Annotated in this window: 19 protein-coding genes; 2 read left to right on the forward strand and 17 right to left on the reverse strand. The window is 36.5% G+C overall.

Going from position 1 to position 24,554, the window contains the following annotated elements; translation table 11 throughout:
- Window positions 1-217: 217 nt before the first annotated feature.
- The 7 genes from QQZ16_RS00865 to QQZ16_RS00895 all read right to left on the reverse strand — a co-directional run bounded on the left by QQZ16_RS00865 (window position 218) and on the right by QQZ16_RS00895 (window position 9,502).
- Window positions 218-1,651, reverse strand: a complete 1,434-nt coding sequence (locus tag QQZ16_RS00865; RefSeq protein ID WP_031540404.1) for an NAD-dependent succinate-semialdehyde dehydrogenase — start codon at window positions 1,649-1,651, stop codon at window positions 218-220.
- Window positions 1,652-1,811: 160 nt separating this feature from the next.
- Entirely contained in the window at window positions 1,812-4,052 is a 2,241-nt protein-coding gene (locus tag QQZ16_RS00870; RefSeq protein WP_284560986.1) for a GAP1-N2 domain-containing protein, read from the reverse strand.
- 252 nt (window positions 4,053-4,304) lie between these two features.
- Window positions 4,305-4,745: a VanZ family protein gene (locus tag QQZ16_RS00875; RefSeq protein ID WP_284560987.1), complete on the reverse strand. Its 441-nt coding sequence runs from the start codon at window positions 4,743-4,745 to the stop codon at window positions 4,305-4,307.
- A gap of 1,242 nt (window positions 4,746-5,987) precedes the next feature.
- Window positions 5,988-6,911 (reverse strand): nuclease-related domain-containing protein, encoded by a 924-nt coding sequence (locus tag QQZ16_RS00880; RefSeq protein ID WP_284560988.1) that lies wholly within the window; start codon window positions 6,909-6,911, stop codon window positions 5,988-5,990.
- Window positions 6,912-6,953: 42 nt separating this feature from the next.
- The gene (locus QQZ16_RS00885; protein ID WP_251627690.1) at window positions 6,954-7,949 is read right to left on the reverse strand and encodes an NADPH:quinone oxidoreductase family protein; all 996 of its coding nucleotides are present in this window, start codon (window positions 7,947-7,949) and stop codon (window positions 6,954-6,956) included.
- A 107-nt stretch (window positions 7,950-8,056) separates the two neighbouring features.
- Window positions 8,057-8,869 carry a MurR/RpiR family transcriptional regulator gene (locus tag QQZ16_RS00890; RefSeq protein ID WP_109767406.1) on the reverse strand — a complete coding sequence of 271 codons (813 nt, stop codon included), beginning with the start codon at window positions 8,867-8,869 and terminating at the stop codon, window positions 8,057-8,059.
- Between the two features lie 48 nt (window positions 8,870-8,917).
- Window positions 8,918-9,502 carry an AAA family ATPase gene (locus tag QQZ16_RS00895; RefSeq protein ID WP_109767405.1) on the reverse strand — a complete coding sequence of 195 codons (585 nt, stop codon included), beginning with the start codon at window positions 9,500-9,502 and terminating at the stop codon, window positions 8,918-8,920.
- 175 nt (window positions 9,503-9,677) lie between these two features.
- Between QQZ16_RS00895 and QQZ16_RS00900 the strand changes: the two genes are divergently transcribed.
- Window positions 9,678-10,766, forward strand: a complete 1,089-nt coding sequence (locus QQZ16_RS00900; protein ID WP_109767435.1) for an iron-containing alcohol dehydrogenase family protein — start codon at window positions 9,678-9,680, stop codon at window positions 10,764-10,766.
- A 31-nt stretch (window positions 10,767-10,797) separates the two neighbouring features.
- Here QQZ16_RS00900 and QQZ16_RS00905 read toward each other — a convergent pair whose 3' ends face one another.
- Together QQZ16_RS00905 and ric are read right to left on the reverse strand one after the other, a co-directional pair.
- On the reverse strand, window positions 10,798-11,661 hold the full coding sequence (locus QQZ16_RS00905) for an NAD(P)-dependent oxidoreductase (protein ID WP_109767404.1): 864 nt from the start codon (window positions 11,659-11,661) through the stop codon (window positions 10,798-10,800).
- Window positions 11,662-11,794: 133 nt separating this feature from the next.
- Window positions 11,795-12,484: an iron-sulfur cluster repair di-iron protein gene (gene ric, locus QQZ16_RS00910; RefSeq protein WP_109767403.1), complete on the reverse strand. Its 690-nt coding sequence runs from the start codon at window positions 12,482-12,484 to the stop codon at window positions 11,795-11,797.
- A gap of 153 nt (window positions 12,485-12,637) precedes the next feature.
- On the opposite strand from ric, the gene QQZ16_RS00915 reads away from it, so the two are divergent.
- Window positions 12,638-13,348, forward strand: a complete 711-nt coding sequence (locus QQZ16_RS00915; RefSeq protein ID WP_284560989.1) for a Crp/Fnr family transcriptional regulator — start codon at window positions 12,638-12,640, stop codon at window positions 13,346-13,348.
- 147 nt (window positions 13,349-13,495) lie between these two features.
- Here QQZ16_RS00915 and QQZ16_RS00920 read toward each other — a convergent pair whose 3' ends face one another.
- The 8 genes from QQZ16_RS00920 to QQZ16_RS00955 all read right to left on the reverse strand — a co-directional run bounded on the left by QQZ16_RS00920 (window position 13,496) and on the right by QQZ16_RS00955 (window position 24,531).
- Window positions 13,496-14,977 carry a glycosyltransferase family 2 protein gene (locus tag QQZ16_RS00920; RefSeq protein ID WP_235250683.1) on the reverse strand — a complete coding sequence of 494 codons (1,482 nt, stop codon included), beginning with the start codon at window positions 14,975-14,977 and terminating at the stop codon, window positions 13,496-13,498.
- A gap of 453 nt (window positions 14,978-15,430) precedes the next feature.
- Window positions 15,431-16,663 carry a Zn-dependent hydrolase gene (locus tag QQZ16_RS00925; RefSeq protein ID WP_284560990.1) on the reverse strand — a complete coding sequence of 411 codons (1,233 nt, stop codon included), beginning with the start codon at window positions 16,661-16,663 and terminating at the stop codon, window positions 15,431-15,433.
- Window positions 16,664-16,682: 19 nt separating this feature from the next.
- A complete protein-coding gene (locus QQZ16_RS00930; protein WP_031540418.1) occupies window positions 16,683-16,925 on the reverse strand; it encodes a hypothetical protein in 243 nt (80 codons plus the stop codon).
- Between the two features lie 137 nt (window positions 16,926-17,062).
- Window positions 17,063-18,538: an NCS1 family transporter gene (locus QQZ16_RS00935; protein WP_031540419.1), complete on the reverse strand. Its 1,476-nt coding sequence runs from the start codon at window positions 18,536-18,538 to the stop codon at window positions 17,063-17,065.
- 57 nt (window positions 18,539-18,595) lie between these two features.
- Window positions 18,596-20,014, reverse strand: a complete 1,419-nt coding sequence (hydA, locus tag QQZ16_RS00940) for a dihydropyrimidinase (protein WP_031540420.1) — start codon at window positions 20,012-20,014, stop codon at window positions 18,596-18,598.
- Window positions 20,015-20,071: 57 nt separating this feature from the next.
- On the reverse strand, window positions 20,072-21,358 hold the full coding sequence (gene preA, locus QQZ16_RS00945) for an NAD-dependent dihydropyrimidine dehydrogenase subunit PreA (protein WP_031540421.1): 1,287 nt from the start codon (window positions 21,356-21,358) through the stop codon (window positions 20,072-20,074).
- Between the two features lie 15 nt (window positions 21,359-21,373).
- A complete protein-coding gene (locus QQZ16_RS00950; protein WP_031540422.1) occupies window positions 21,374-22,747 on the reverse strand; it encodes an NAD(P)-dependent oxidoreductase in 1,374 nt (457 codons plus the stop codon).
- Window positions 22,748-23,154: 407 nt separating this feature from the next.
- A complete protein-coding gene (locus tag QQZ16_RS00955) occupies window positions 23,155-24,531 on the reverse strand; it encodes an aspartate aminotransferase family protein (protein WP_031540423.1) in 1,377 nt (458 codons plus the stop codon).
- Window positions 24,532-24,554: the final 23 nt, after the last annotated feature.

The raw sequence follows: 24,554 nt of genomic DNA on the forward strand, positions 1-24,554 counted from the left end.
AGCGATTCCTTTGTCGACCAAATGCTCACATCATACAAGCAAAACGTGATCTATCCACTTATTAAAATAGTGAATATTCTGTTTATTGGATAATATCATATCATTGTACAACTTTCTTCCTTTTTGTCAGAATTTCTTACTCTATTTTTTTAAAGAGGCTGTTTCATCTAGTTTGTTGGCATAGCCTGAATAATGAATTTTCCCCCTATCAAACAAATCAAAGCTCTAATTCTAAGGAAAGAAATTTATAGTCTAAATAGTCCTCTAAACCATATCTTCCACCTTCACGACCTACTCCTGATTCCTTTACTCCTCCAAATGGGGCTTGTGCCGTTGTTGGTACCGGATCATTAATGCCAATTATTCCGTATTCTAGTTTTTCAGACATTCTAAAGACACGAGATACATCTTTTGTATAAAAATAAGCCGCTAATCCATACGACGTATCATTGGCAAGATGTAATGCTTCTTCTTCTGTATCAAATTCAAAAATTGGCGCGACTGGTCCGAATGTTTCTTCTGTTGCGATTTTCATTTCATGGGTAGCATGTAATAAAATGGTCGGTTCATAGAAATGTCCTTTTTTATAGACTTCCCCTGTAGGTTTCTTTCCCCCATATACTACTTTTGCGCCTTTTTTAACAGAATCAGAAATATGGTCCTCTGTTTTAGCTACTGCAGCTTCATTAATTAGTGGTCCAATTGTTACTTCTGGCTGTAAGCCATTCCCAACTACTAATTTGTCCATTTTCGTTACCAATATTTCGGAGAAACGCTCTGCAATAGTTCTCTGGACATAAATACGATTTGTGCATATACATGTCTGGCCAGCATTACGAAACTTACTTGCAATAACTCCTTCTGCTGCTTTTTCTAAATCGGCATCTTCAAAAATAATAAATGGAGCATGTCCCCCTAACTCCATTGATATCTTTTTCATGGTAGCTGCAGCTTTTGCTGCAAGTTCTTTTCCAACCTTAGTGGATCCTGTAAAGGTTATTTTTCTTACTTCTTGTCTTTCCATCATCGCCTCGCCAATTGGAGCTGCTTCCCCGTGGACTAAATTTAACACACCTTTTGGCAGTCCTACTTCATGAAATATCTTCATTACCTCAATGGCTGTTAAAGGCGTAGATTCAGCAGGCTTTAAGACAACTGTACATCCAGCAGCAAGAGCCGGCGCTATTTTTCGAGCAAGCATGGCAATTGGAAAATTCCATGGCGTAATGGCAGCAACGACGCCAACTGGCTGTCTTAGCACAATGATTCGCTTTGTTTCAGAACTAGAAGGTATTGTATCCCCATAGATTCGTTTTCCTTCTTCAGCATACCATTCTAAATAGTCAGCAGCTAAGTTCACTTCTCCTTTTGCTTCTGCTATTGGTTTACCCATTTCCGTCGTAATAATGGTTGCGAGATGATCTATTCTCTCCCTTAACTTTTCCGATACTGTTTTCAGATAAAAAGCACGTTCTTTAGCTGTTTTCTTTGACCATGAAGGCAAAGCATTCTTTGCTGCATCGATTGCTAAATTCCCCTCTTCCTTTCCACCTCTTGCTATCTGTTCAATAACTTCACCGGTAGCTGGATTATAGACTGGATAGGTTTTTCCTGTGGTTGCCTGACACCATTCTCCATTAATATATTGCATTTCTATTCTCCTTTCTCGTCTGTTTTTTTCTTATCATAACAAACATTTTGATTAATTCCACTTGATTAAACTTCACTCCATTCCTAAAATTACTCTATTAATGGAATAGATTCTATAAAAAAAGAAGCATCCTTTTTTAAAAGATACTCCTTTTTTTCGATTAATTCACATAAAAATAACCAACGACTCCCAAAATGACAAGTACGATTAATAGTACACCATATTTTCGAAAAAACCTTACTCCTGGATTTGCCGTTTGCTCACGCACCTCTTTTAATAACTTCTTCAATGATTGTGACCGGATACTTGTTAATTCTTTTTTCATGTCTTTTTTCTTCCATATGGAGTTTCGATCTGTTATTAAATAGTCCTTTAAAGCATGGCTAAATCTTGGACTTGTCCCATATTTTTTCAGAGACCATTCTATATAATCAAGCATTTCATCTTCTGATCCATAGATGGCTATATTCGAAAATACTTGGCGAAATTCCACCCCTTCCATTCCGCCTGGGAACAAAAGGAGGAAACGTTCATATGGTTTAAAAAGGCCATTTTCTTTGATAATCTCCTGTGCCAAATCACTTGCTTTCGCCTTGATTGGAGTACTTGCCATCCGAAATACATGCTGTGTTTGTTCAATAGGAAGATAGAAGTAGGTATATAGCAGCTCTAACACCTCAAATTTCTCCTTCTCCCAGCCTTTAATTTCAAAGCTATGTTCCTCTTTATCTAGTAAAAATATTTCCCCAAAATTTTTCACATCTACTAGATTCACTTTTTCTAGCTGTAATTGCACCAAAAGCTGTGCCTTTACATCTGGCAGAGCCATTCGTTTATATGTTTGAAATGGAATGGATCGTTCAAAGTATGTAATTACTTCAAAAACGACAGAAATAGGATGACTACTTTTTTTAACTTCATACACTAGTCTATTTTTCGTTAATTTTAAGAATATCGCATTATGTTCAAAAGAGGAATTAACATTTAATAAGCTCTTTATATTAATCAATACATCTGCTAATGAATGTTGAAAGCTAAATTTATCCTTTAAGTAATCTTCCATCATCTCAGCGTAAGAAAAAATATCACTCATATAAGATAAAACTTGCTGATAAATGTCTGGGTATTTTTCTAAAATCCCCCATAGTGATTGACAGATAGCTTCTCCTTCATAGTAAGCAAGGCTTTTCACTATAAAGTCAACAACATTTACATGTTCTACTGCCTTTTGAATTTCCAAAACGAATCTCAAATAATCCTGTACAATGGAAGCATCCTTCATTCTTTCTTCTCTTTGAAGCAAGTGTGTGAATATATTTACCAATTCCACTTTTTCTCGATGATTTTTTTGAAGAAAAGCTAACAGCATTTGTAAAGTGCCTACTTTATCCTTTTCATAAAAATAGTAATCTAGCTTCTCCATATAAAACAGCAGAAATAAATCATCATATGTTTGAATAGTTAGTTTCTTTTGCTGATCTAATCCTTGTAAGGCCCGCTCACAGTATATGAAAAACTCGTCAAGCTCCGTGGCAGTCTGAAGTGCTTCATAAGCGAAATGGAGATAATCATGTTCTTCTTCCTTAAAGGTTAATCCACTGCTTTTATGCTGACTTAAATCAAATGTAAATTGATTTTCCACCGCTCTGTTTCGTAGACGAATCGATCCTTGTTCTACAAACATAACATGGATATTTTCGATAATCTCCGGTTCATTATGAAATGTGGTTGCTCCAAACAGTTTTCTTGTTTCATAGGGCATATATAGAAATAGTAACTCCAATAGCCACATGGCATATTTATGTTGTATGTTAGGTGGAGCCTGAAACGATATATAGACTCTTTTCTTTTCAGCAACTGCAGTAATACACGCACACAGCAGCTCCTTATATTTCTTTTCATCCAACTGTAAAACATGAAACAGTTCTTGCTTTTTAGCATATATATTTTCGTTTTTATAAGGTATATGGTCGATTTCTTCTAGTTTCCCCTTTAGATTTTCCATATCTTCCAAACCATAAAATTGATCAATATGAAAAATTTGGGAAGGCTGAAGGATCCATTCTTCTTTTCTATTTGCCGGAATAATATAATTATGTACAAAAAGACGATTCTTTTGCTTCGAGCTTTCTGCAGGTGCAAAATTAGATTTTCCTATAACGAATTCACCTGACTCAGGCTGAATCATGGTAAATAGCGGCGGATAGGCGTCTATTTCTTTATCACCGCTTTTCTTTAATTCACTCGGCATATGATAGGTACTAATGGGATTAAGATATTTTTTCACGAAGCTTTCATCAACGTTTGGCGAAATGACTATTGTATCAGCACCCTCACCGGAAAGAAAAAAACCTTTACTATCCTTCGTTACTATTTGCTGCTGTATCAGGCTTTTTTCCATTATCCTCTCCCCTTTCTTCTCTTTAATAGGAATTTACTGTAAATTTTCCAAAAACATATATAAAAACGCTACATTAATAGTAAATAAAAAGCAGCATACTTATCGCTTCTAATGGTCCGTTTTCCTAAAAAAACATTTGTTTCTCCTAATGAGGAGAGTAATTATTCCATGAATATGGATAAATAAAAAAACAGCTAATACCTGTATTATACAGGCATGCCGTTTTTTTAAAAACCAACTTTGCAAGACTTTTCAAAGAAATATAGAAATTCTTTTCTTCATTCTCCTAATTCCTCGATATATTCCGTATCCCAATACAGTCCCAAATGTATTTAAAATCAAATCGTCTATATCACTCCATCTATTTTCCATAAACCATTGAATCATTTCAATAGAGCATGAAAGCCCTGCTCCCGCTAATAGCACGGGGAGAAACGAACTTTTTTTCGGAAAGGTTAACGGGTAAAGTAATCCAAATGGAATAAACATAGCGATATTTCCAATATTATTTACAATAGCAGAAAATACACTACCATCTAGGAAAATCTCCGTTATCATCAAAAAGGGTGTAAAATTATGTCCCCCTTTGGCGATACCAGTTCCTAAATACATATTGGGAAACATTGTTAAATAAACGATAGCTAATAAAGAAGTGAGGAATAAACCATCCATAACTATTTGTTTTCTATTCATAAACAACCTACATTTTTAGTTTTTTAATTAGATTATCCATTTATTTGGTGTTTTATTCCAATAATTTGTTTGTGGGGAGATTGTGGGGGCTTAGATATGGGGGTTCTGTTACGTTGGTTACTGTTTTTTCCGGATTTCGGGCTTAGAGAGGCGCTCTCTGTTACCTTCGCACTTTCTTTTGCTGAATTTCGGGCTCAGAGACGCGTTCTCTGTTACCTTTGCCTCTCCTTTTTCCGGATTTCGGGCTTAGAGAGGCGCTCTCTGTTACCTTCGCACTTTCTTTTGCTGAATTTCGGGCTCAGAGACGCGTTCTCTGTTACCTTTGCCTCTCCTTTTTCCGCATTTCGGGCTTAGAGAGACGCTCTCTGTTACCTTTGCACCTTCTTTTGCTGGATTTCGGGCTCAGAGACGCTCTCTCTGTTACCTTTGCTACTCCTTTTTCCGCATTTCGGGCTTAGAGAGGCGCTCTCTGTTACCTTTGCACCTTCTTTTGCTGCATTTCGGGCTTAGAGAGGCGCTCTCTGTTACCTTTGCTACTCCTTTTTCCGCATTTCGGGCTTAGAGAGGCGCTCTCTGTTACCTTTACACCTTCTTTTGCTGCATTTCGGGCTTAGAGAGGCGCTCTCTGTTACCTTTGCACCTTCTTTTTCCGCATTTCGGGATCAGAGAGGCGCTCTCTGTTACCTTTGCACCTTCTTTTGCTGCATTTCGGGCTTAGAGAGGCGCTCTCTGTTACCTTTACACCTTCTTTTGCTGGATTTCGGGCTTAGAGAGGCGCTCTCTGTTACCTTTGCTACTCCTTTTTCCGCATTTCGGGCTCAGAGAGGCGCTCTCTGTTACCTTTGCTACTCCTTTTTCCGCATTTCGGGCTTAGAGAGGCGCTCTCTGTTACCTTTGCACCTTCTTTTGCTGCATTTCGGGCTTAGAGACGCGTTCTCTGTTACCTTTGCACCTTCTTTTGCTGCATTTCGGGCTCAGAGGCGCTCTCTGTTACCTTTGCACCTTCTTTTGCTGCATTTCGGGCTCAGAGAGGCGCTCTCTGTTACCTTTGCTACTCCTTTTTCCGCATTTCGGGCTTAGAGAGACGCTCTCTGTTACCTTTGCACCTTCTTTTGCTGCATTTCGGGCTCAGAGAGGCGCTCTCTATTCCCTTCCAATTCTCTTTTTTAAAAAAAAGGGGGGGCAGACTGTCTCTATTTCTTTCCCACTCAAGAACAATAAACTTAATCATTCTTTCAATAATTATTCAAAATAACTCCAACGATTGTTTCCGATTAGCTTATAATGCTTTTCTAATATTTTCCGGATCCTTTTCTTCGAAGCAATGATTCTACACCAATTATATAATAGGGGTGTTGTTATTTTTTCATTGGGGAAAAGTATCTTAAGTTCTTCTACATTTCGTAATACCACCTTTTCGAATGCTTCTTCATGTCCACATTCTTTGCAAAGTACATTCGTTCCTGCTTCTGCTACTTCGAATGAGTTGCACACTTCGCAGAAAATCCCTTTCTTTAATTCTTTAAATTCATATGGAGGTAATTTTGAAAAAGGGGACTTATTAATATGCAAGGATGTTAATTTTTCAGCTAGTTGCTTCTGAGATTTGTTTGTCTTTTGGGAATGATGATTTATTCTTTTTAAATATCGCTGGATTTGTGTTGGAAAAATAAAAGGTAACGTTAATGGTGCTTGATATAGGGTAAACTCAGGATTAATAAAAACAACAGAGGAAGTGATTGTTTTATTCTCCAAACCATGCTTTTGAAGTATTTGTTGAAATAGTGTTTCATTCCTTCTTATTTGATTTAATGGATTACTGATTTCCTTATGATTCATCGTATAGATGCGATCATTTTGATAGTAATAATCTCCTTCGTAATTCTTTATTTCAAAAAGATGAATTTCTTCTAATGTGATGATTGTGGAGTCAATCTGAAAAATGTTATTGTTCGTTTGGAGCAATAAATCATGGATGATATAGCCATTTTCTATAAGTTTTTCCGTGAAGCTATCAAACATTTTTTCTCCTTCAAAACCTTTTTGCAAATTAACTAAATATTGTTTTTCATTCGCACTAAGTTCCAACCGCTTATTCAAGGAATTTAAAACGAATATTTCTGGAGATACTGTACGAGGTTTGTAAAGCATAATAATTGGACTCATCCTTTTTTAGAGGCTATTCCGTAAGAACAGCCTCACCTTTTTTTATACTACAGCAACAATGATTCTTCCTGTTATTCCGCCTTCTAAAATAGTTGGCAGTTCATTAGGAAGTTGCTCTAAAGTTACTTCTTTGTATATAAAAGAAGTAAGAGCTTCTGGCTTTAAATCAGTTGCGATTCGCTCCCAGATTTTTTGTCTTTTCTCCATTGGACAATAAACGGAGTCGATTCCAAGGAGATTTACTCCTCGCAGGATAAATGGAAATACACTTGTCGGTACAGCTCCTCCACCTGTTAAACCACTTACTGCAACTGATCCGCCGTAGGTTATTTTACTAAGAATAGCTGCCAACGATTCTCCACCGACAGGGTCAACTGCTCCAGCCCATAACTGCTTGTCCATTGCTTTTACCTTGCCGTTATACACGTCTTCTCTTCCGATGACACTTGATGCTCCGATGCTTGTTAAATAGTCTTCTGCCTCTTTCTTTCCTGAACTTGCAACAACGTTAAAGCCTAATTTAGAAAGCATGGCAACACCGAAGCTACCTACACCACCAGTTGCACCTGTAACCAATACAGGTCCATTTTCTGGTTTCATCCCATTATCCAATAATCGTTGCACAGAAAGAGCTGCCGTGAATCCTGCTGTTCCGACAATCATCGCTTCTTTCAGGCTTAATCCTGTTGGCAGTGGTACGATCCAATCAGCTGGAATACGAGCATATTCACTATAACCACCAGAATGAGATACACCAATTTCATAGCTAGTCGCAATGACTTGATCCCCTTCTTTAAAACGGCTATCTTCTGAGGAAACGACAGTACCTGCCAAATCAATTCCTGGAATATGGGGATAGGAGCGGACAATTTTCCCATCAGGTGTACTAGCAAGTCCATCTTTATAATTCACTCCAGAATAATGAACCTTGATAACTACTTCACCAGAAGATAAATCTTCTAAAAAAACTTGCTTTGTTTCTACTGAAAAATTACCATCTTTATTATCAACTACGACTGCTTGAAAATTTTTTTCCATCATTATGTCACCTCGTACTCATAGTACCAATTTAAAAATTGCAGGTCAAAGCAAAGAAATTACCCTATTTCCACAGTAATAACGCACAATTCCCCCATTACACCAAATTATTTTGTACGCTTAACCGGATAAAGCTTTTGATAAAATCCAATGGCAAAATCAAAAAAGTACATAAGACCAAATCGTTCAGAGGAGAAACCAGTTCGATCATATGTTTTTCCATGGAGTCGATATACTATATCAGCTGTGTCAATAAATGGAACCTTTTCATTATGAGTAATGATTATTATTTTTGCTTTACTCCTTTGGATAGATTGGATCAACTCCCTATTTCCTTCTATAAACCTTCCAGAAGGACTTGTGATTATTGCAACAGAATGTTCGTCTAATTCTGCTACATCCTCCATTTGCTCTTGTATATCTGAAAAGGCATGAATAAACTTCCCATACTTTACTAAACGATATTGGAAGTCTTGGGCCATTGCTTGTGATAACTGGGTTCCAAAAAAAGAAACCTTCTTAGAACGATGAATAACGTCTAAAATTTTCCTCACATTCGCCACATCCATCCCTTTTTCCATTGTGTCAAGCCACTCTACCATTTTTTGATAAAACTGTTTTTGAAGTTCTGCGCCAACTTCATTCCCTTGTAATCCATGATCAATATATTCATCCACTGGATTTTCTAGCCTATCATTTTTTGCTATATCTTTAAATTCTTGAAAAGAGGCATAGCCAATTTTCTTGCAGAATCTCGTAATTGCGGCTGGTGAGGTATAGCAGGATTCTGCCAAAATGCTGATATTCATACTAGCAATATGATGTACATCCTTTAATAGAGCTAATGCAATGGAATAATTTGTATCTTTTGTTTTGTAATTATTAATAAAATCTAATAAACGAAAAATAATATCTTTCAATTTATACCACCATTATTCATTTAATTTATTTACCTTTACTTAAATAAGCTAATCTCTTTTTAGCTTAATCAAGAATCGATCCATTCTTTTTCTAAGTAGACTTCTTTTCTCTTCTTTCAGTTTTAAACCTGTAACTTGTGCAATTTTCTCTAAGACTTCCTCTACAGTTAAATCATCTGTCTCTACATGTTCTTTAAATAATGGTCTTTGTAGCTGCTGTAATCTAGCTGCTGCTTGTTTGTATGCCCAAGAATTTTCTCCTTCTAATCTGCTCCGTAACCTTTTTTTAATGGTAGCTTTCGATGCCATAAGTGTAACATGCTTAACACGTATTTGATCCTTCCGTAATCGAGAGAGAATTTCGTGAAAGTATTCTTCATTTGTGATTGTCATCGGTACAATAATGATCCCTTCATAATTTATGGCGATTTGCTTTAATAAGGAATAGTTTGTTTCTCTCCAAATAGGAAAATCTTGAAAGTCTTCCTTTTGTAAGGACTTAGGGATATTTTTCATCAATACATATCCAAAGCTTTCTGGATCAAAAACAAATGCTTTTTCTACTCTTTTTTCTAACTCATAGGCTGTTGTCGTTTTTCCTGAACCAAATGTTCCATTAATCCAAATAATCATAGGACTCCCCCAAACAGAAAGATTCTTCTCTTTACTATAGCAAATTTCTCAAGCACTCTTCTTTCTTTATGAAATTTATAAGAATATCTACTTTTCGGTTCTCAAAAGTTGTATAATTTTTAGAATAATAGAATTTATTACTATTGGATTATTGTAAGGAGGAAAAAACATGCAAATTCAACCAGAGGATATCGTTAGAAGTGGTCCTAATCAATACATTTGTAAAGAAGGAATTCTAAAGGAATTAAGTAGTTTTCTGTCTCCTTTTCAATCTCCTACTATTATAACAGGCTATAAGTCTTTTCAAGCATTTTCACAGTATGTTGATTCTATTCCTATTGATTGGCAAGTTATTCAGCATACAGGCTATAGTTCTCAACAAGCAGTAGATCAAATCTCTCAAACGTGTACAGGTACAGATGTAATTGTCGGCATTGGTGGTGGTCTTGTTTTAGATACGGCTAAAGCTATTGCAAATCAACTAAATATCGAAGTGGTATTAATTCCAACCGTTGCAGGAACCTGTGCTGCTAGTACTCCATTAAGTGTCATTTATTCGCCCGAAGGAGTGTTTGAACGAGTTGCTTATCATCGTCGTTCTAGTTATTTAACATTAATCGATCCTTCCTTTTTAATACATGCGCCAATTGATTATTTAAAAAGTGGTATTGGTGATACATTAACAAAGTGGTATGAAGCAGAAGCTATTATTCGCAATGCGAACGATGAAAGATCACAATCTTTATTTGTCCAAGCTGCTTTAAGCCAGTCTGTATTTATCCGCGATATTTTGCTAAAAGAAAGTATTGAAGCTGTTCAAAACAGTGAAGCAGGTAATGTTACACCAAGCTTTACTAAAACGATTGAAGCAGTCATCACTTTAGCAGGAACAGTAGGTGGATTTGGAGGAAGATATGGCAGAATGTCTGGAGCGCATGCCGTCCACAACGGACTAAGCTTTATTGAAGAAACACATACAATCCTTCATGGACAAAAGGTAGCATTTGGCATTTTAGTTCAGCTTGCTTTAGAAAATCGCCTAGACGAAATCGAAGCATTATTATTGTATTATCAAAAGCTTGGATTCCCTACCAATTTAGCCGAGTTAAATATTGTCGACAATCAACCAGAAGCCTTGCATAAAATTGCTGCACATGCTGTTAATCCAAAAGAATCTCTTCAGCTAATGGGTTCATATACGGTGGATGAAGTTATAGCAGCAATAAATGTACTTGAAAATCTCACTGCTATGAAACAAGTGTAAAAATTGTAAAGGAGATGAATCTAACATCGCATTAAAGCGATGTTGATCCATCTCCTTTTAGCTCTTTTAAAACAGCCATTACATCTAATTCTCCTAGTCCCTTTTCAAGTGCACGCTGGTAGGTTTTATTGGCAGATGCACCAACTGCCTGTAATTCCATTGTTTCACTTGCTAAGCGCAAATCTTTTGCCATATGCTTTAGCGCAAATGCAGCAGGAAATTCATTCTTTAATATGGACGGTGTTTTCATTTTCGAGATAGCGGTTCCGACCGCACTCTCATTAATAATGGTTAACATGTCCTCCTGCTTAATACCTTGTTTTTCTGCAAAAAGAACAGATTCAGCAATTCCCTGTACAGTAATCCCCAATAAAAGATTGATCGCTAATTTAGCATTACTGCCAGCTCCAGAATTTCCGAGATAAATAGATAGTTTACTCATCGGTTCAAATATCGATTTTACCTGTTCATACACTTCTTCCTCTCCGCCGACCAGAACTAGTAGTTTCCCATCCTTTGCTGGCTGAACACTTCCTGATACAGGAGCATCAAGATATTTCACACCATTTTCTAAAGCAGTGTTGTATATGAATTGAGATGTTTGCGGGGAAACAGTACTCACATCAATAAATACTTTGCCTGCTTCTGCTTGCGATAAAATCCCGTTTTCAATATAAATGCTTTTCACCGCATTATCGTCAGATACCATCGTAAAAATGACATCACTTTGATTAACTAATTCTGTTAAAGAAGTCGCCTGTTTAGCACCTAGTTCAGCCAGTTCCTCTCCCTTATCTGGTGTACGATTATAAAATGTTAATTCATATCCAGCCTTTACTAAATTTAAAGCCATTGGAATTCCCATATTTCCTAATCCAATCCAACCAATTTTCACGCAAACATCCCGTCCTTTCGTTCTCCTATTCATACACATTTTACCATATCGTATATAAAAATACGTATGGAAAGGAGAGGCGCTAGGTTAAAAATATAATGAAAGAGGGTTCTCCTCATATTTTCTTAGATTTTTATAACCTTCTAAACAATACATTATTCTCTAAATGAATATGATCAAATGTTAGGCTTTCTAATTCTTCCAATTTTAAATAGGTTAATCTGTAGGTATTGCATGCATTCACAGGAATGGAATAATCTTCTGTAGCTTGACGGATTTTTTTCAGTATATCTCCTGCCCCTTCATGCTCCTCTTCTAATATACTAATTTCTGCTCTTGCTTCTTCAAGAATATCAAGTGATTTATTTAAATCATATTCCATTATCTTTGGAAAAATTCGTTGCTCTTCTCCAAGCAAATGCTGCTCTAATTCATCTTTTAATAAGAAAAATTGGGTATATACTTCTTTCAAATGGGTGTCTCTTTCTCCATGCACACGGTATACTTTACTCACAAATGCAGATAACTCTTCTAGTAAATCCCTTGTTTGTGCATGATAATGGCGAATGATATGGTTTACTAAATCTGTTAACGGTATATTCATCCAATCCACTTCTTCTGTTGCTTGCATTTGCTCGTACATAATATTGAGCACTTTTATTAAATCCTTCTCTTCAAGCTGTAAGGAATTAATAACTTCGCCAATTGGACGGTTCCCTCCACAGCAAAAGTCAATTTTATATTCTTTAAATAGCTTACTCGCAGCTGGAAACTTAATAATAATATCACCTGTTTTTGTATCCTCTGTAAAAATGGTATTCATTTTGACACTCTCCTTTTTTAGAATAGCTTCAGTATAGGAGAAAAAAGCAAAGCAAAATAGGATTGAAATCACATATCAATCCTTGTTATAATTTATTCAGATATTCACATTATTAATTGTGAAAAAATACACAAACTCTACTGAGGTGTTTATATGCAACCATATGCGAATGAGCCTTGTCCTAAACGTGTGCCAATTTTCCATTCTTTATCCGAACTAGAAATTCAAAAAATAACTGACGTTGTCCATCATAAAGTCTTTAAAAAAGGCGAAAGAATTATAGAGGAAGGGGAAAAATCAACTTCCCTCTATATTATTCATAGTGGAAAAATAAAATTATCTAAATTAACTGTTCAGGGGAAAGAACAAATTGTCCATTTATTAACAGTTGGTGATTTCTTTGGAGAACAAAATCTCTTTCATGACAATACGGTTATGAACTTGAGCGGCTATGCAGTAGAAGATACAAAGATATGCCTTTTAAAGAAACAAGATTTTGATCAAATTATGGCAAATAATCCTGACATCTCTTTCAAATTTCTAAAAACAATCACAAAGCGCTTAGCCCATACAGAGGACTTAGCGAGAACATTAGCGACAAAAGACCCTGAAGTTAGAATTGCAAATATGCTTCTAGAGTTTTGTGAAATTTTTGGGACAGAGAAACAAAATGCTATTCTGATTAATCTTCCCATTACAAGAGAAGAGATTTCTAGTTACGTAGGTTTAACAAGAGAAACAATTAGTCGAAAACTTGCAAAGTTTGCGGATAAAGGAATTCTTACGTTGATCGGAAATAAACAAATCCTTATTAAAAATAAAGGAAAGCTGCAAACGACGGGTGATTTCCTCCTCGATTTTTAACCAATCATTTTTCGTGGTCACTCTTTTTTCCTGTTATTTAGATGTGGTTTTATTACCATTTTGCGGAGTCTAAAATAGGAATTTACCTCTCCATATAAGCAAAAAAAAACGCTTAGATAATCTATCTAAACGTTTCTCCATTAAATCTTAAGCTGTATGTCTTCCGCGCAATGTCCAAATTTGATAAGCCATCATGAAAGATTTTAAAATAGTCAAGTATGTTAATGTTATCCAACCACCCATCAAATATGGATTAATTGCTTGTTGAACAGCCTCACTTGTTAGAAAATCACGATAAGAAAAACATATATAGCCGATAATTAAAATAGTTATTGTTCCAAGCAAGATTCCTTGGGCTAATTTGCTTCGCGTTTTTCCTGACTCGGCAGCATATTGATTTGCCCATCCGTCTTTCTTATTAGCAGATAGCTTTTGCAGCCACACCTGACTAAAAGTCATTAAATTCACCCATAAATAAACTTCGGGAGCAATCAATAGTGCCGCAAAAATGACATCTATTGTCCGATGCATCGGTGTTTTGATAGCAAGAACCGTATTAAGAATAGATGCCAGTACTATTGGTGTTAACCATATCCAGGACCAATAAAATTGATCTGTCGCTAATGCAACACTTAATAAAATGACAAAGAGGACACGTATTACTAAATCCGAAAATGACTTTAGTTGGTTTCGCCAAATTTTCCCCTTGTGTCGCGTCTGAATACTTAAATCTTTATTTGTAAGCAATTCAACCGTTCCGGAATTCCACTTATTTCGTTGTTCCCTAAAAGTATGGTACGAGCGCATTGCATCTACAAAGCAGCGGCCCTTTGGACTAATAAGCGTCTTCCATCCCGATTTTTGCAATTGCCAAGTAAGTAGCATATCTTCTACATCACTATCATTCTGCCATGGGCCATCTAATTTATTATGGTTTACTACTTCTTGCAATGCTTCTGGTCGAAATAAGGTTGCTTGACCTCCAAGTACATATGTGCTGCCACCATGATACTGAAGATCTAATAGCCAGCTTGCCATATCTTGTTTTTGCTGATGTGTCCACCATCTACTAATGGGACCACCGTACTCACCGCTAGCTATCTTTTCTTCATAATAGACATCATGTTTGCTTAATAAGCTCTTCTTTTTCGGCATACGCATTGTATATTTAGCCATAACTCCACCAATGTTGCGGCCACTCATCAACCCTTCCCATAGATATTTTAAACAGTTAGGGGCTAAACGACTATCTGCATCCATCCCAAGAATCGCTTTAATACTTTGTTTATATAATTCTTGCGATTCGGTTAATTGAATATTATAGAAATCCATAATATCCCCATACAATAATTTCCATCCGCTATTTAAAGCGCCAACCTTCCGAAGTTTATTTCCTTCCGTAATAATCACTTTTAGATTTAAGCCGAATTCTTCGCCTGCCTTTATTGCCTTTTCTTCCGTGCGATCTGTACAGTTATCTGCGATGACATAAACATCTAACTCTACGCCTTTTGGTAGCAATTGATCATTAATTCCGGCTAAACAATCTCTAATGGATTTTTCTTCGTTGTGAGCAGGAATTAGTGCTACAATTCTAGGTTTCATATAGGATTTTTTTATACCAGGCATGCTAAAAAACGATATACTACCTTTTTCCTCTTCTACTACTAATGACAATGAATCCACCAACTTTCATTTTTCTTCATAATGCTATGTTAGACTTCATCAAGTTGTCTTACTAAAAAACAAATCGTTCTTTAAAAAGAACAAGTGAACAAAAAAAAATAAAATAATAACTTTTGGATTCATCTCCACCATTCGTTCTTATTTAAGAACATTTTATCATTATAATTGCCTAAAAGTCAATCACATCCTTTTACTTTTTCTTTTTTCGTTCCTTTTATAGAACAACATCATTTCTGGATGACAGGAAAAACACTTCAAAATAATGAACACCTGTAGCTATTATTGGAACCCTTTCATTTTTGCTGTCCCCTTTATGTCAAAATAAAAGGCTAGCCATTGTTTTGACCAGCCTCCAACCATCATTCGACTATTTCGCTACCGTTCTATTTACTCTTACTATTGTTTTCCTAAACTTAAGACAGTTTCTAATAAAACATTTACACCCTTCTCACAATCCTCCCATGGCGTTAGTTCTTCCTCACAGTGACTTTTCCCCTTTATACTTGGTACAAAAATCATCGCTGTAGGTACCACACTTGCCATAAATTGAGCATCATGTCCCGCGCCACTTGCCATTGTCTTATAGGAGTAGCCTAAAGTTTTTACGGACTCTTCTATTTGTTCCAAAATCCTTTCATCAAACCAGACGGTATTTCTATCCCATAGTTTTATGGCCGTCAAGCTACAATCTTCTAGTTCAACAGAAGTATCTAAATCTTGCAAAACACTTTCCACTTGTTTCATAATAAGTGGATCCTTATGCCGAGCCTCTACTGTAAAAATCACCTTATTGGGAATAACAGTATGAATATTAGGATATGTATTCATTCTGCCTATCGTAAAAACTAATTCACTATCTAATTTTCCAAGCTGCTTTCTTATTTCCGCTATTATATCATTAGCAGCAAAAAGCGCATCTTTTCTCATTGACATTGGCGTCGTTCCAGCATGATTCGATTCGCCACTTACTGTTATTTCATAACACACCATTCCAACAACACATTCAACAACGCCAATTGTTAGATTCTCTGCTTCAAGAACTGGTCCTTGCTCAATATGCATTTCTAGTAATGCTGTGGCCTTTGTTAATCGGTTTTTCTTATCCCCATCATAGCCGATTGCTTTTAATGCCTGTTCAAAAGTAATGCCATTTTCATCTTTTTTTCTCATCATTATTTCTTTTTCAAATTTTCCTGTTATAACACCTGAAGCCATCATGGAAGGTTCGAACCTTGCTCCTTCTTCATTTGTGAAATTAACAAGCATTAACGGAATCCTTGGTTTAATGCTATTGTCTACAATCGTTCTAATGACCTCAAGTCCTGCTGCAACACCAAATACTCCATCAAATCGGCCCCCTTTTTTCACAGAATCCAAATGAGATCCCATTACAATTGGTGGATGCTCTGTTTCCCCCTCCAAAAGGGCATACATATTTCCCATATCATCAATACTCACGATCATCCCCAGTTCTTCACAGCAGCTGCGAAAATAATTTCTAGCCTCCTCATCTTCTTTTGACAAGGCAAGTCTCGTAACGCCATTATTTTCTGTCCTACCAAAGTCTGCAAATTTTTCTAATGAAGCTTTTAAGCGATCACCATTTATTAATACTTTTTGGCCCTCCATCCTTGATTCACTCCCTTTTTTAACTTTTTGAAGCGTGATGCATTTTTAATTGCTCTAGTAAAAGCACAGAAAAGTATTTTCTTCCGTTAGCCGTATGGATTCGTAGTGTTTGCTGTTCTACTAGTCGATTAGTTCTATCCTGTTTTTCTAGTTGAACCATCGCACCATTTAAATCTTCTAATATACTTTTTATTCGATAGCCGTCCGAAATTAAATAATCTATTTGGTCACGCTCATGTAAGAATTTCTGATAATCGGACATCTAACTCCTCCTTTTTAAAAAGTCTTTCTTCACGGGATTCAACATGATTATTTATTCAAGATAAATCTACTTCAAGCAGGGGAGCTTCCCATTCACTTACTGTCGCTGTTTAAATATTTCCAATTACATTCTAGTAACTAAACTCTTTCCACCATTGCATCCTCTATTTCTGTAGCTTCCTCTTCTGCTCCATCAATATACCAGTCATGACTTACCGTGATACCTAAATATTTTTCATCACAAGGATCCTCTATTTCTGCTTGTGGATATTTTTTAAACCACCAATATTTTGCCAATACATAATAAAGCCCTGATCCTACAACAAAACCAACGATGGAAGAATAAGAAGAAAGAAGATTTGCCAGCACTCCACCAACAATCCAAGCGATGAATCCAGCAAGATTTATTCCTTTCATATATCGAAATTGTCCATCTGGTTCATATAAATCGATGACATTTACCCTTCTTTTTCTTAAAAGATAGTAATCTGCAAACAAGATTCCTACAATGGATGTTAAAATTCCGCCGATAACAAGCAGGGCACTATTTAATACTTCAAATAAACTCCATGGCTGTGCAATGACACCAATAATTCCTGCAATCACCACGCCTACCCAAAAAGGCATCTTTGGTCCACCTACATTTGAAAAAATAGTGGCTGCTGGTATAACGTTAGCAGATGTATTTGTAGACCACTGTGCAAGAACAATCATTAATAATAAGATTCCTAATGCGAAACCACTTGCAGCTTCTTGCAAAGCAACGACAGGATCTGCGTTAGAAACAGCCATATAGGATACTGCACCAATGATAATCATAAATGTATTCACAATCGGCATTACAACAATGCTTCCTAGTAGCTGTGTTTTATTTCTTTTAAACCAATTTCTTTCTTCTTTTGGTGCTTTAAAAAAACGAGAGAGAGAAGGCATATCGGCAGCTAATGTTGCCCAAAATCCCATATTGCTCATGACAATGACCATAAATGCTGTAAAAGCAGCTCCCCCTGTTACAGGGCTTTCCACCCAAGTCCACACATCCTTTCCATCTGCAATGGCTTTATCAGATAAAGAGACATACATCCAGCATGAGATGAGGATAATAATAGGTGCCGCCAAATCAGCAAATCGTTCAATTGATTTAATCCCTAATGAAGTATTTAATAATTGCAATGCAGCAAAGAGAAAAAAGCATACTAGCCAATTGTCAAAGCCAAATAATAAATTTAATATGGCATTAATGGCAGTCGATCCAAAATACGTGTTAATTCCAAACCAGCAAGCGGCAGTAACCCCCCTTACAATAGAAGGAATATGTGTCCCAATCGTTCCAAATGGAGCCCTCATATAAACAGGAAACGATAGGCCATGCTCCACCCCTATATCGCCAATAATCGTCATAAGAATTCCTATAGCTACTGAACCGATGATTGTTGCTAAGATAACCATACCTAAAGGAAGGTTTATAATCCCTCCCCCGCCAATGGCAAATGCCGCCAGTACAATTGCCATCCCTACCCAAATAACCGCAAAACCAAATGGTCCAATACTTCGTTTTTCGTGACTAATCGGCAATAAATCAGGAGATTTTAAATAATTACTTTTTTGGGACATATAAAACACCTTCCTTTTATTTATTCAGAATATTAAGAATTCAAAAATCATACATTACTACTTCATTGTTAGTGATTTGCTTTTTGCAGATAATGCTTCTCCATACTTTGCACGTTTTAAATACTGACCTTTACCTGCTGTCCCTACAAATACTTTATTTTTAATCACATATTCTCCTCTTGAAAATACCGTAACTGGCTCTCCTATAATCTCCATGCCTTCAAACGGATTATAATCAACAGCCATATGATGTGTTTCAGCGGAAATTATTCTTTCTGTCTCTGGATCAAAAAGAACGATATCAGCATCTGCACCAATAGCAATCGTTCCTTTTTTCGGATATAGACCAAATAACTTGGCAGCACGAGTGGAAGTTATCTCTACAAATTGATTTAAGGTAATTCTTCCTTTTTTTACACCTTCAGAAAATAAAATACTCATTCTATCTTCAATAATTGGTCCACCATTCGGTATCTTTGAAAAATCGCCTCTCCCTAAATCTTTCTGTCCTTTAAAATCAAATGAACATTGATCTGATCCTAATGTTTGCAGTTGACCAGTTTTCAATGCATTCCATAATACATCTTGATTCCAAGCTTCTCTTAAAGGCGGAGACCATACATACTTCGCTCCTTCAAAATTAGGCTTTTCCAAATAGGATTGATCTAATACCAAATATTGAGGACATGTTTCTCCCCAAATATCTACTCCTTTTTTCCTAGCCTCCTCTAATTGTTTCACTGCTTCTGCACAGGAAACATGGACAACATAAAGTTGTGAATTGGCTAGCTGTGTTAATGTTGCAGCTCTACCTGTTGCTTCTCCTTCTGCTTCTGGTGGTCTTGTTAATGCATGATAAATGGGGTCAGTATTTCCTTCTTCCAATGCCTTTTTTACCAAATAATCAATTACATCCCCATTTTCTGCATGAACCATAACTAGTGCGCCTAATTCCTTTGCTGCTATTAACGTCTTAAATAATGTCTCGTCGTCCGCTTGAAATTGATTTTTATATGCCATAAATACTTTTAAGGAAGTGATGCCTTCCTCTGTGATCATTTCCTGTAGTTCCTCTAGCACCAGATCTGTTACTTCTACTATTTGCAAATGAAATCCATAATCAATCACTGCCTTATCTTTAGCTTTGGCATGCCAAGTTTCGATTGCGCTTTTTAAGCTTTTTCCTTTCGTCGTTAAACAAAAATCAATAATAGAAGTCGTCCCTCCAAACGCAGCAGCCATTGTTCCTGTTTCAAAATCATCTTTCGTCATTGTCCCCCCAAACGGCATATCTAAATGCGTATGCGGATCAATGCCTCCTGGAAAAACATACATTCCTTTTGCATCAATGATTTCAGCCTGAAGATCTATTATGTTCTCGGCAATTTGGGTAATTACTCCATTTTCCATTGCAATATCTGCATTATACGTATCAGTTGCTGTTACAATACAACCATTTTTAATAATTTTTTTCATGGTCATTCCTCCATTTACTTTTTAGGTCTGAACATTATCTTTTTCAGCTGAAAAAATTTACTTATTTCCTATTCCTAATGCAGTAGGAAATGCTCCAATTACGGCTTGTCGTTCATTCCATGTCATCGCAGGCATAGAATGAGCAACTTCTATCATTTCAATGGCTCCATCCACTGGACATACAATGGAACAGAGATTGCATCCTACACAATCCTCCTCTCTTACCTTTAAATAGCTTTTTCCATTACTATCCTTTAGCATGTCAATACATTGATGACTTGTATCTTCACAAGCAATATGACATTTATTGCAATTGATGCAAACGTCATTATTGATTTGTGCTACAATTTGGTAATTTAAATCGAGGTCTCCCCAGTCCGAATATTTCGGTACAGATTTCCCTACTAATTCCATAACAGATGAAAGATTTTTATCATCTAAATAATTATTCAACCCATCTATCATATCTTCGACGATTCGAAAACCATGGTGCATAGCAGCTGTACAGATTTGCACATTTGTTGCTCCCATTAGCATAAATTCCACAGCATTTTGCCAATTGGAGATGCCGCCAATTCCTGAAATAGGAACATTAATTAATGGATTTCTAGCACATTCTCCTACCATATGCAATGCGATTGGCTTGACTGCTGGTCCACAATAGCCACCATGGGCCCCTTTTCCAGCAACATGAGGAATCGTATCCCAAGTATCAATATCTACCCCTGCTAAACTATTAATTGTATTTATCATACTAATGGAATCTGCTCCTCCATTCACTGCTGCTTCTGCAGTTGCAGTTATATCCGTTATATTAGGGGTTAATTTTACAATTACAGGTGTCTGTGCTACTTCCTTCACCCAATATGTCTGCTTTTCAACCAACTCTGGAACTTGCCCAGATGCAGCCCCCATTCCTCTTTCTGCCATTCCGTGTGGACAGCCAAAATTAAGTTCTAATCCATCAACACCTACTGCCTCTACTTTTTTAACAATTTCATGCCATTTTTCCTGCTTTGGTTCCACCATTAAAGAAGCAACTATGGCATGATTGGGAAATCTTTTCTTTGTTTCATATATTTCTTTTAAATTTACATCTAATGGTCTGTCGGTAATTAATTCAATATTATTAAAACCCGCAACCCTTTGCCCATTAAAGCTTACAGCTGCAAACCTTGAGGATACATTTAAAATCGGATCTCCTAGTGTCTTCCACACAGCACCTCCCCAACCCGCTTCAAAGGCGCGTTGCACTTGATAACCAGAATTTGTTGGCGGAGCAGAAGCTAGCCAAAACGGGTTTGGTGATTTAATACCTGCTAAATCAACACGTAAGTCTGCCATGCTATTCCTCCTTTGTTATGCGGTTTCCATCTTTTTCGAAAGAAAAGATTGATGAATACGATAGGCACTTTCCTTCCCTTGCTGTGCCGCTGATACAACCATAGCCTCACCTTGCCCTTTTCCAAATATAACATCACCACATGCGAATACTTTACTATTACTAGTTTGATAGGTTGCAGAGTGAATGTTGACAATTCCTTGATCATGCTCTAATCCGAATTCCTCGATTAAATCTATATATCTAGATTGCCCAATTGCCTTAATTACAGCATCTACTTCCAATATAAATTCTGAGTTTTCTTGTTCAATAGGTCTTCTTCGACCATCTGCATCTGGTTCTCCAAGCATCATTTTGACACATTCTAAGCCAATAACTTCTCCCTTTTCATTCCCAATAATTTTTTTCGGAGCAGTTAGCCATCTGAATTCAATGCCATCCTGTTTTGCAAATTCGTACTCAAAATCATATGCAGACATTTCGGCTTCTGTACGCCGATATACTATTTTGACATTCTCGGCGCCTAAGCGAATGGAACAAGTTGCCGCATCTATCGCTGTATTTCCAGCGCCAATTACCGCAACCCTTTTTCCAATTAAATCTGTCGATAATGGCTTTGTCTTTGTTTCTTTTACAAACTCAATCGCATCATAAACGCCAGTTAATGCTTCACCTGGAATACCTATATTAGGTACATTAGCCATTCCAATCGCAAGCAATACCGAATCATAGTTTTCAAGAATCTCTTGTACAGAAATATCCTCTCCAACCCTTGTATTCGTCCGGATTTCAACTTCTAAATCTCTTACTTGTTCTACTTCCCAATAAGAAACTTCTTTTGGGAGGCGGAAGGAAACAATTCCATATGTATTTAAACCTCCCGCATTACTTTCCGCTTCAAAAATAGTGACATTATACCCGAGTAGCGCCAGTTCTCTTGCTGCTGAAAGTCCTGCTGGACCACCGCCTACAATTGCGATGCTTTTATTTATTGGAGGGACATTTCGCTTAAATAGTACCTGGTTGTTATACCTCGCCCAATCCGTTGCATATCGCTGAAGGTTTCCAATCATAATTGGTTTTGTTGAATTGTTCAGCACACAAGCTCCCTCACACAATTCTTCTGTTGGACAGACTCTAGAACAACTTGCCCCGACAGGATTTGCTGACATAATTGTCTTCGCAGATCCCTTCAAGTTTCCTGAAGCAATTTTTTTAATAAAACTAGGGATATCAATACCAGTTGGACAAGCCGTTATACAAGGCGCATCATAACAATATAGACAACGATTTGCTTCTTCTAATGCCTCCTGATTGGAAAGTGCTTCTTCTACTTCAGAGAAATTAGCCAATAACTGTTCATAAGAAAGCGTAGCATTAGATTTTCTCATAATCGACCTCCTTTAAATTGGTTATTAAATTGCGATTAAGAAAAATTAATAGGCTGTTTATACAACAAACTCTTTAATTAGTATTAAATAAATCACAGCCTATTGGACATGAAAAAAATTCTCTACCGTGTCGGAGTCTTGTATGGAATTAAATCTGTTTAAGTAAGTGTTGTTGTAGAATAAGTAGAATAGTTGTTTTAATGTTAAACGACGAAGAAGAAGTTACGATTGATGATGTTAGTTTTCATAACATTTATAGGATAAGATTTCCCTATTATAAGCTGATTGACATATTTAGTAAATGGATTTTATAGAAAATTAACAATATCCTACTATTTTCTTAAAATTGTTGCTAAACATGTTAGATTTTCTTTCGTAATTAATATTCTTGGTACTTCGATTTTTATCTAAGAAAGAACTTTCTGAGTCGATTGATTATTTTGTAGCACTTTCATTAAGACAGAAATAATAAAGTTTAGGTCATCTTCTGTAGATGATAATGGCGGGCTAAGTGTTAAAATATTATTGTATCCATCAACTGTGTCCCCATTTTTCCCTATTATAAGTCCTTCTTTTTTACATTCTGCAACAATCTTAGCCATATATTTAGATGATACAGGCACCTTTGTAAATTTATCTTCGACTAGCTCTATACCCAAAACTAGTCCTAATCCTCTTATATCTCCCACATTTGGATGACTATGTAAGCCATTTTTTAGATGTTCTAAAAGATATATCCCACTCTGAGCAGATTTTTCTACTAAATTTTCCTTTTCTAATATTTCGAGATTTTTTAAGGCAACAGCACAAGAAGATGGATTCCCACCAAAGGTATTGATATGGCGAAAATGGACATTTTCTTCTGTTCCTTTAAACTTCTCAAAAATTTCTTTTTTAACAGCTGTTACAGATAAAGGTAAATAAGCACTTGTTAACCCTTTAGCCATCGTTACAATATCTGGTTTGATATTAAAATGTTGGTGACCAAATTTCTTGCCAGTTCTTCCAAAGCCACAAATTACTTCATCCATAATAAGTAAGATTCCATATTTTTTACAAAGCTCCTGTACCTTTTCTAGATAAGAAGGATGCGGAATTAATACTCCTCCTCCCGTTATCAACGGCTCCATAATAACCCCTGCAATTGTCTCCTTTTGCTCCCAAATTATTTTTCTCTCCAATTCTTCCATCAACATAGAATGAAATGCCTCTATTGACATATTGTCGGGTCTCCGATAGGAATCTGGAGGTGAGATGTGAAGAAATCCACTTGCAAGGGGCTCATATTTATATTTTCGAAGTGCCTGTCCCGTTGCCGATAAGGCTCCCATTGAACTTCCATGATAGGCACGGTGTCTTGAAATGAATTTAAATCGACCATGCTCTCCATTTTGCTGATGATACTGACGAATTAATTTAAAGGCGACCTCATTCGCGTCTGAACCGCTATTTGAATAGAAAATCATATATTCTCCTTCTAGCCATTCATTAATTTTCTCTGCAAGCTTTATAGCCGGAATATGGCTTTGGGTTAAGGGCATATAGCATAATTCTTTCATTTGTTCATATGCTGCTTTTGCCAATTCCTCTCTTCCATATCCGATATTGACACACCAGAGTCCAGACATTCCATCTAGGTAGCGATTCCCATCATAATCGATAATCCATGATCCCTCCCCCTTAACAGCAATCATTGCTGGGTTTTCTTCAACATATGGAGAGATATGATGCCAAACATTACTTTGATCCCGTTCAATTAATGAATCTGTCTTTGTTTTTTCCATGGAACCACTCCTTAAAAACAGGT

Origin of the sequence: Bacillus sp. T2.9-1 (assembly GCF_950097965.1) — a bacterium.
In the GTDB taxonomy this organism is placed as follows: Bacteria; Bacillota; Bacilli; order Bacillales; family Cytobacillaceae; genus Niallia; species Niallia hominis.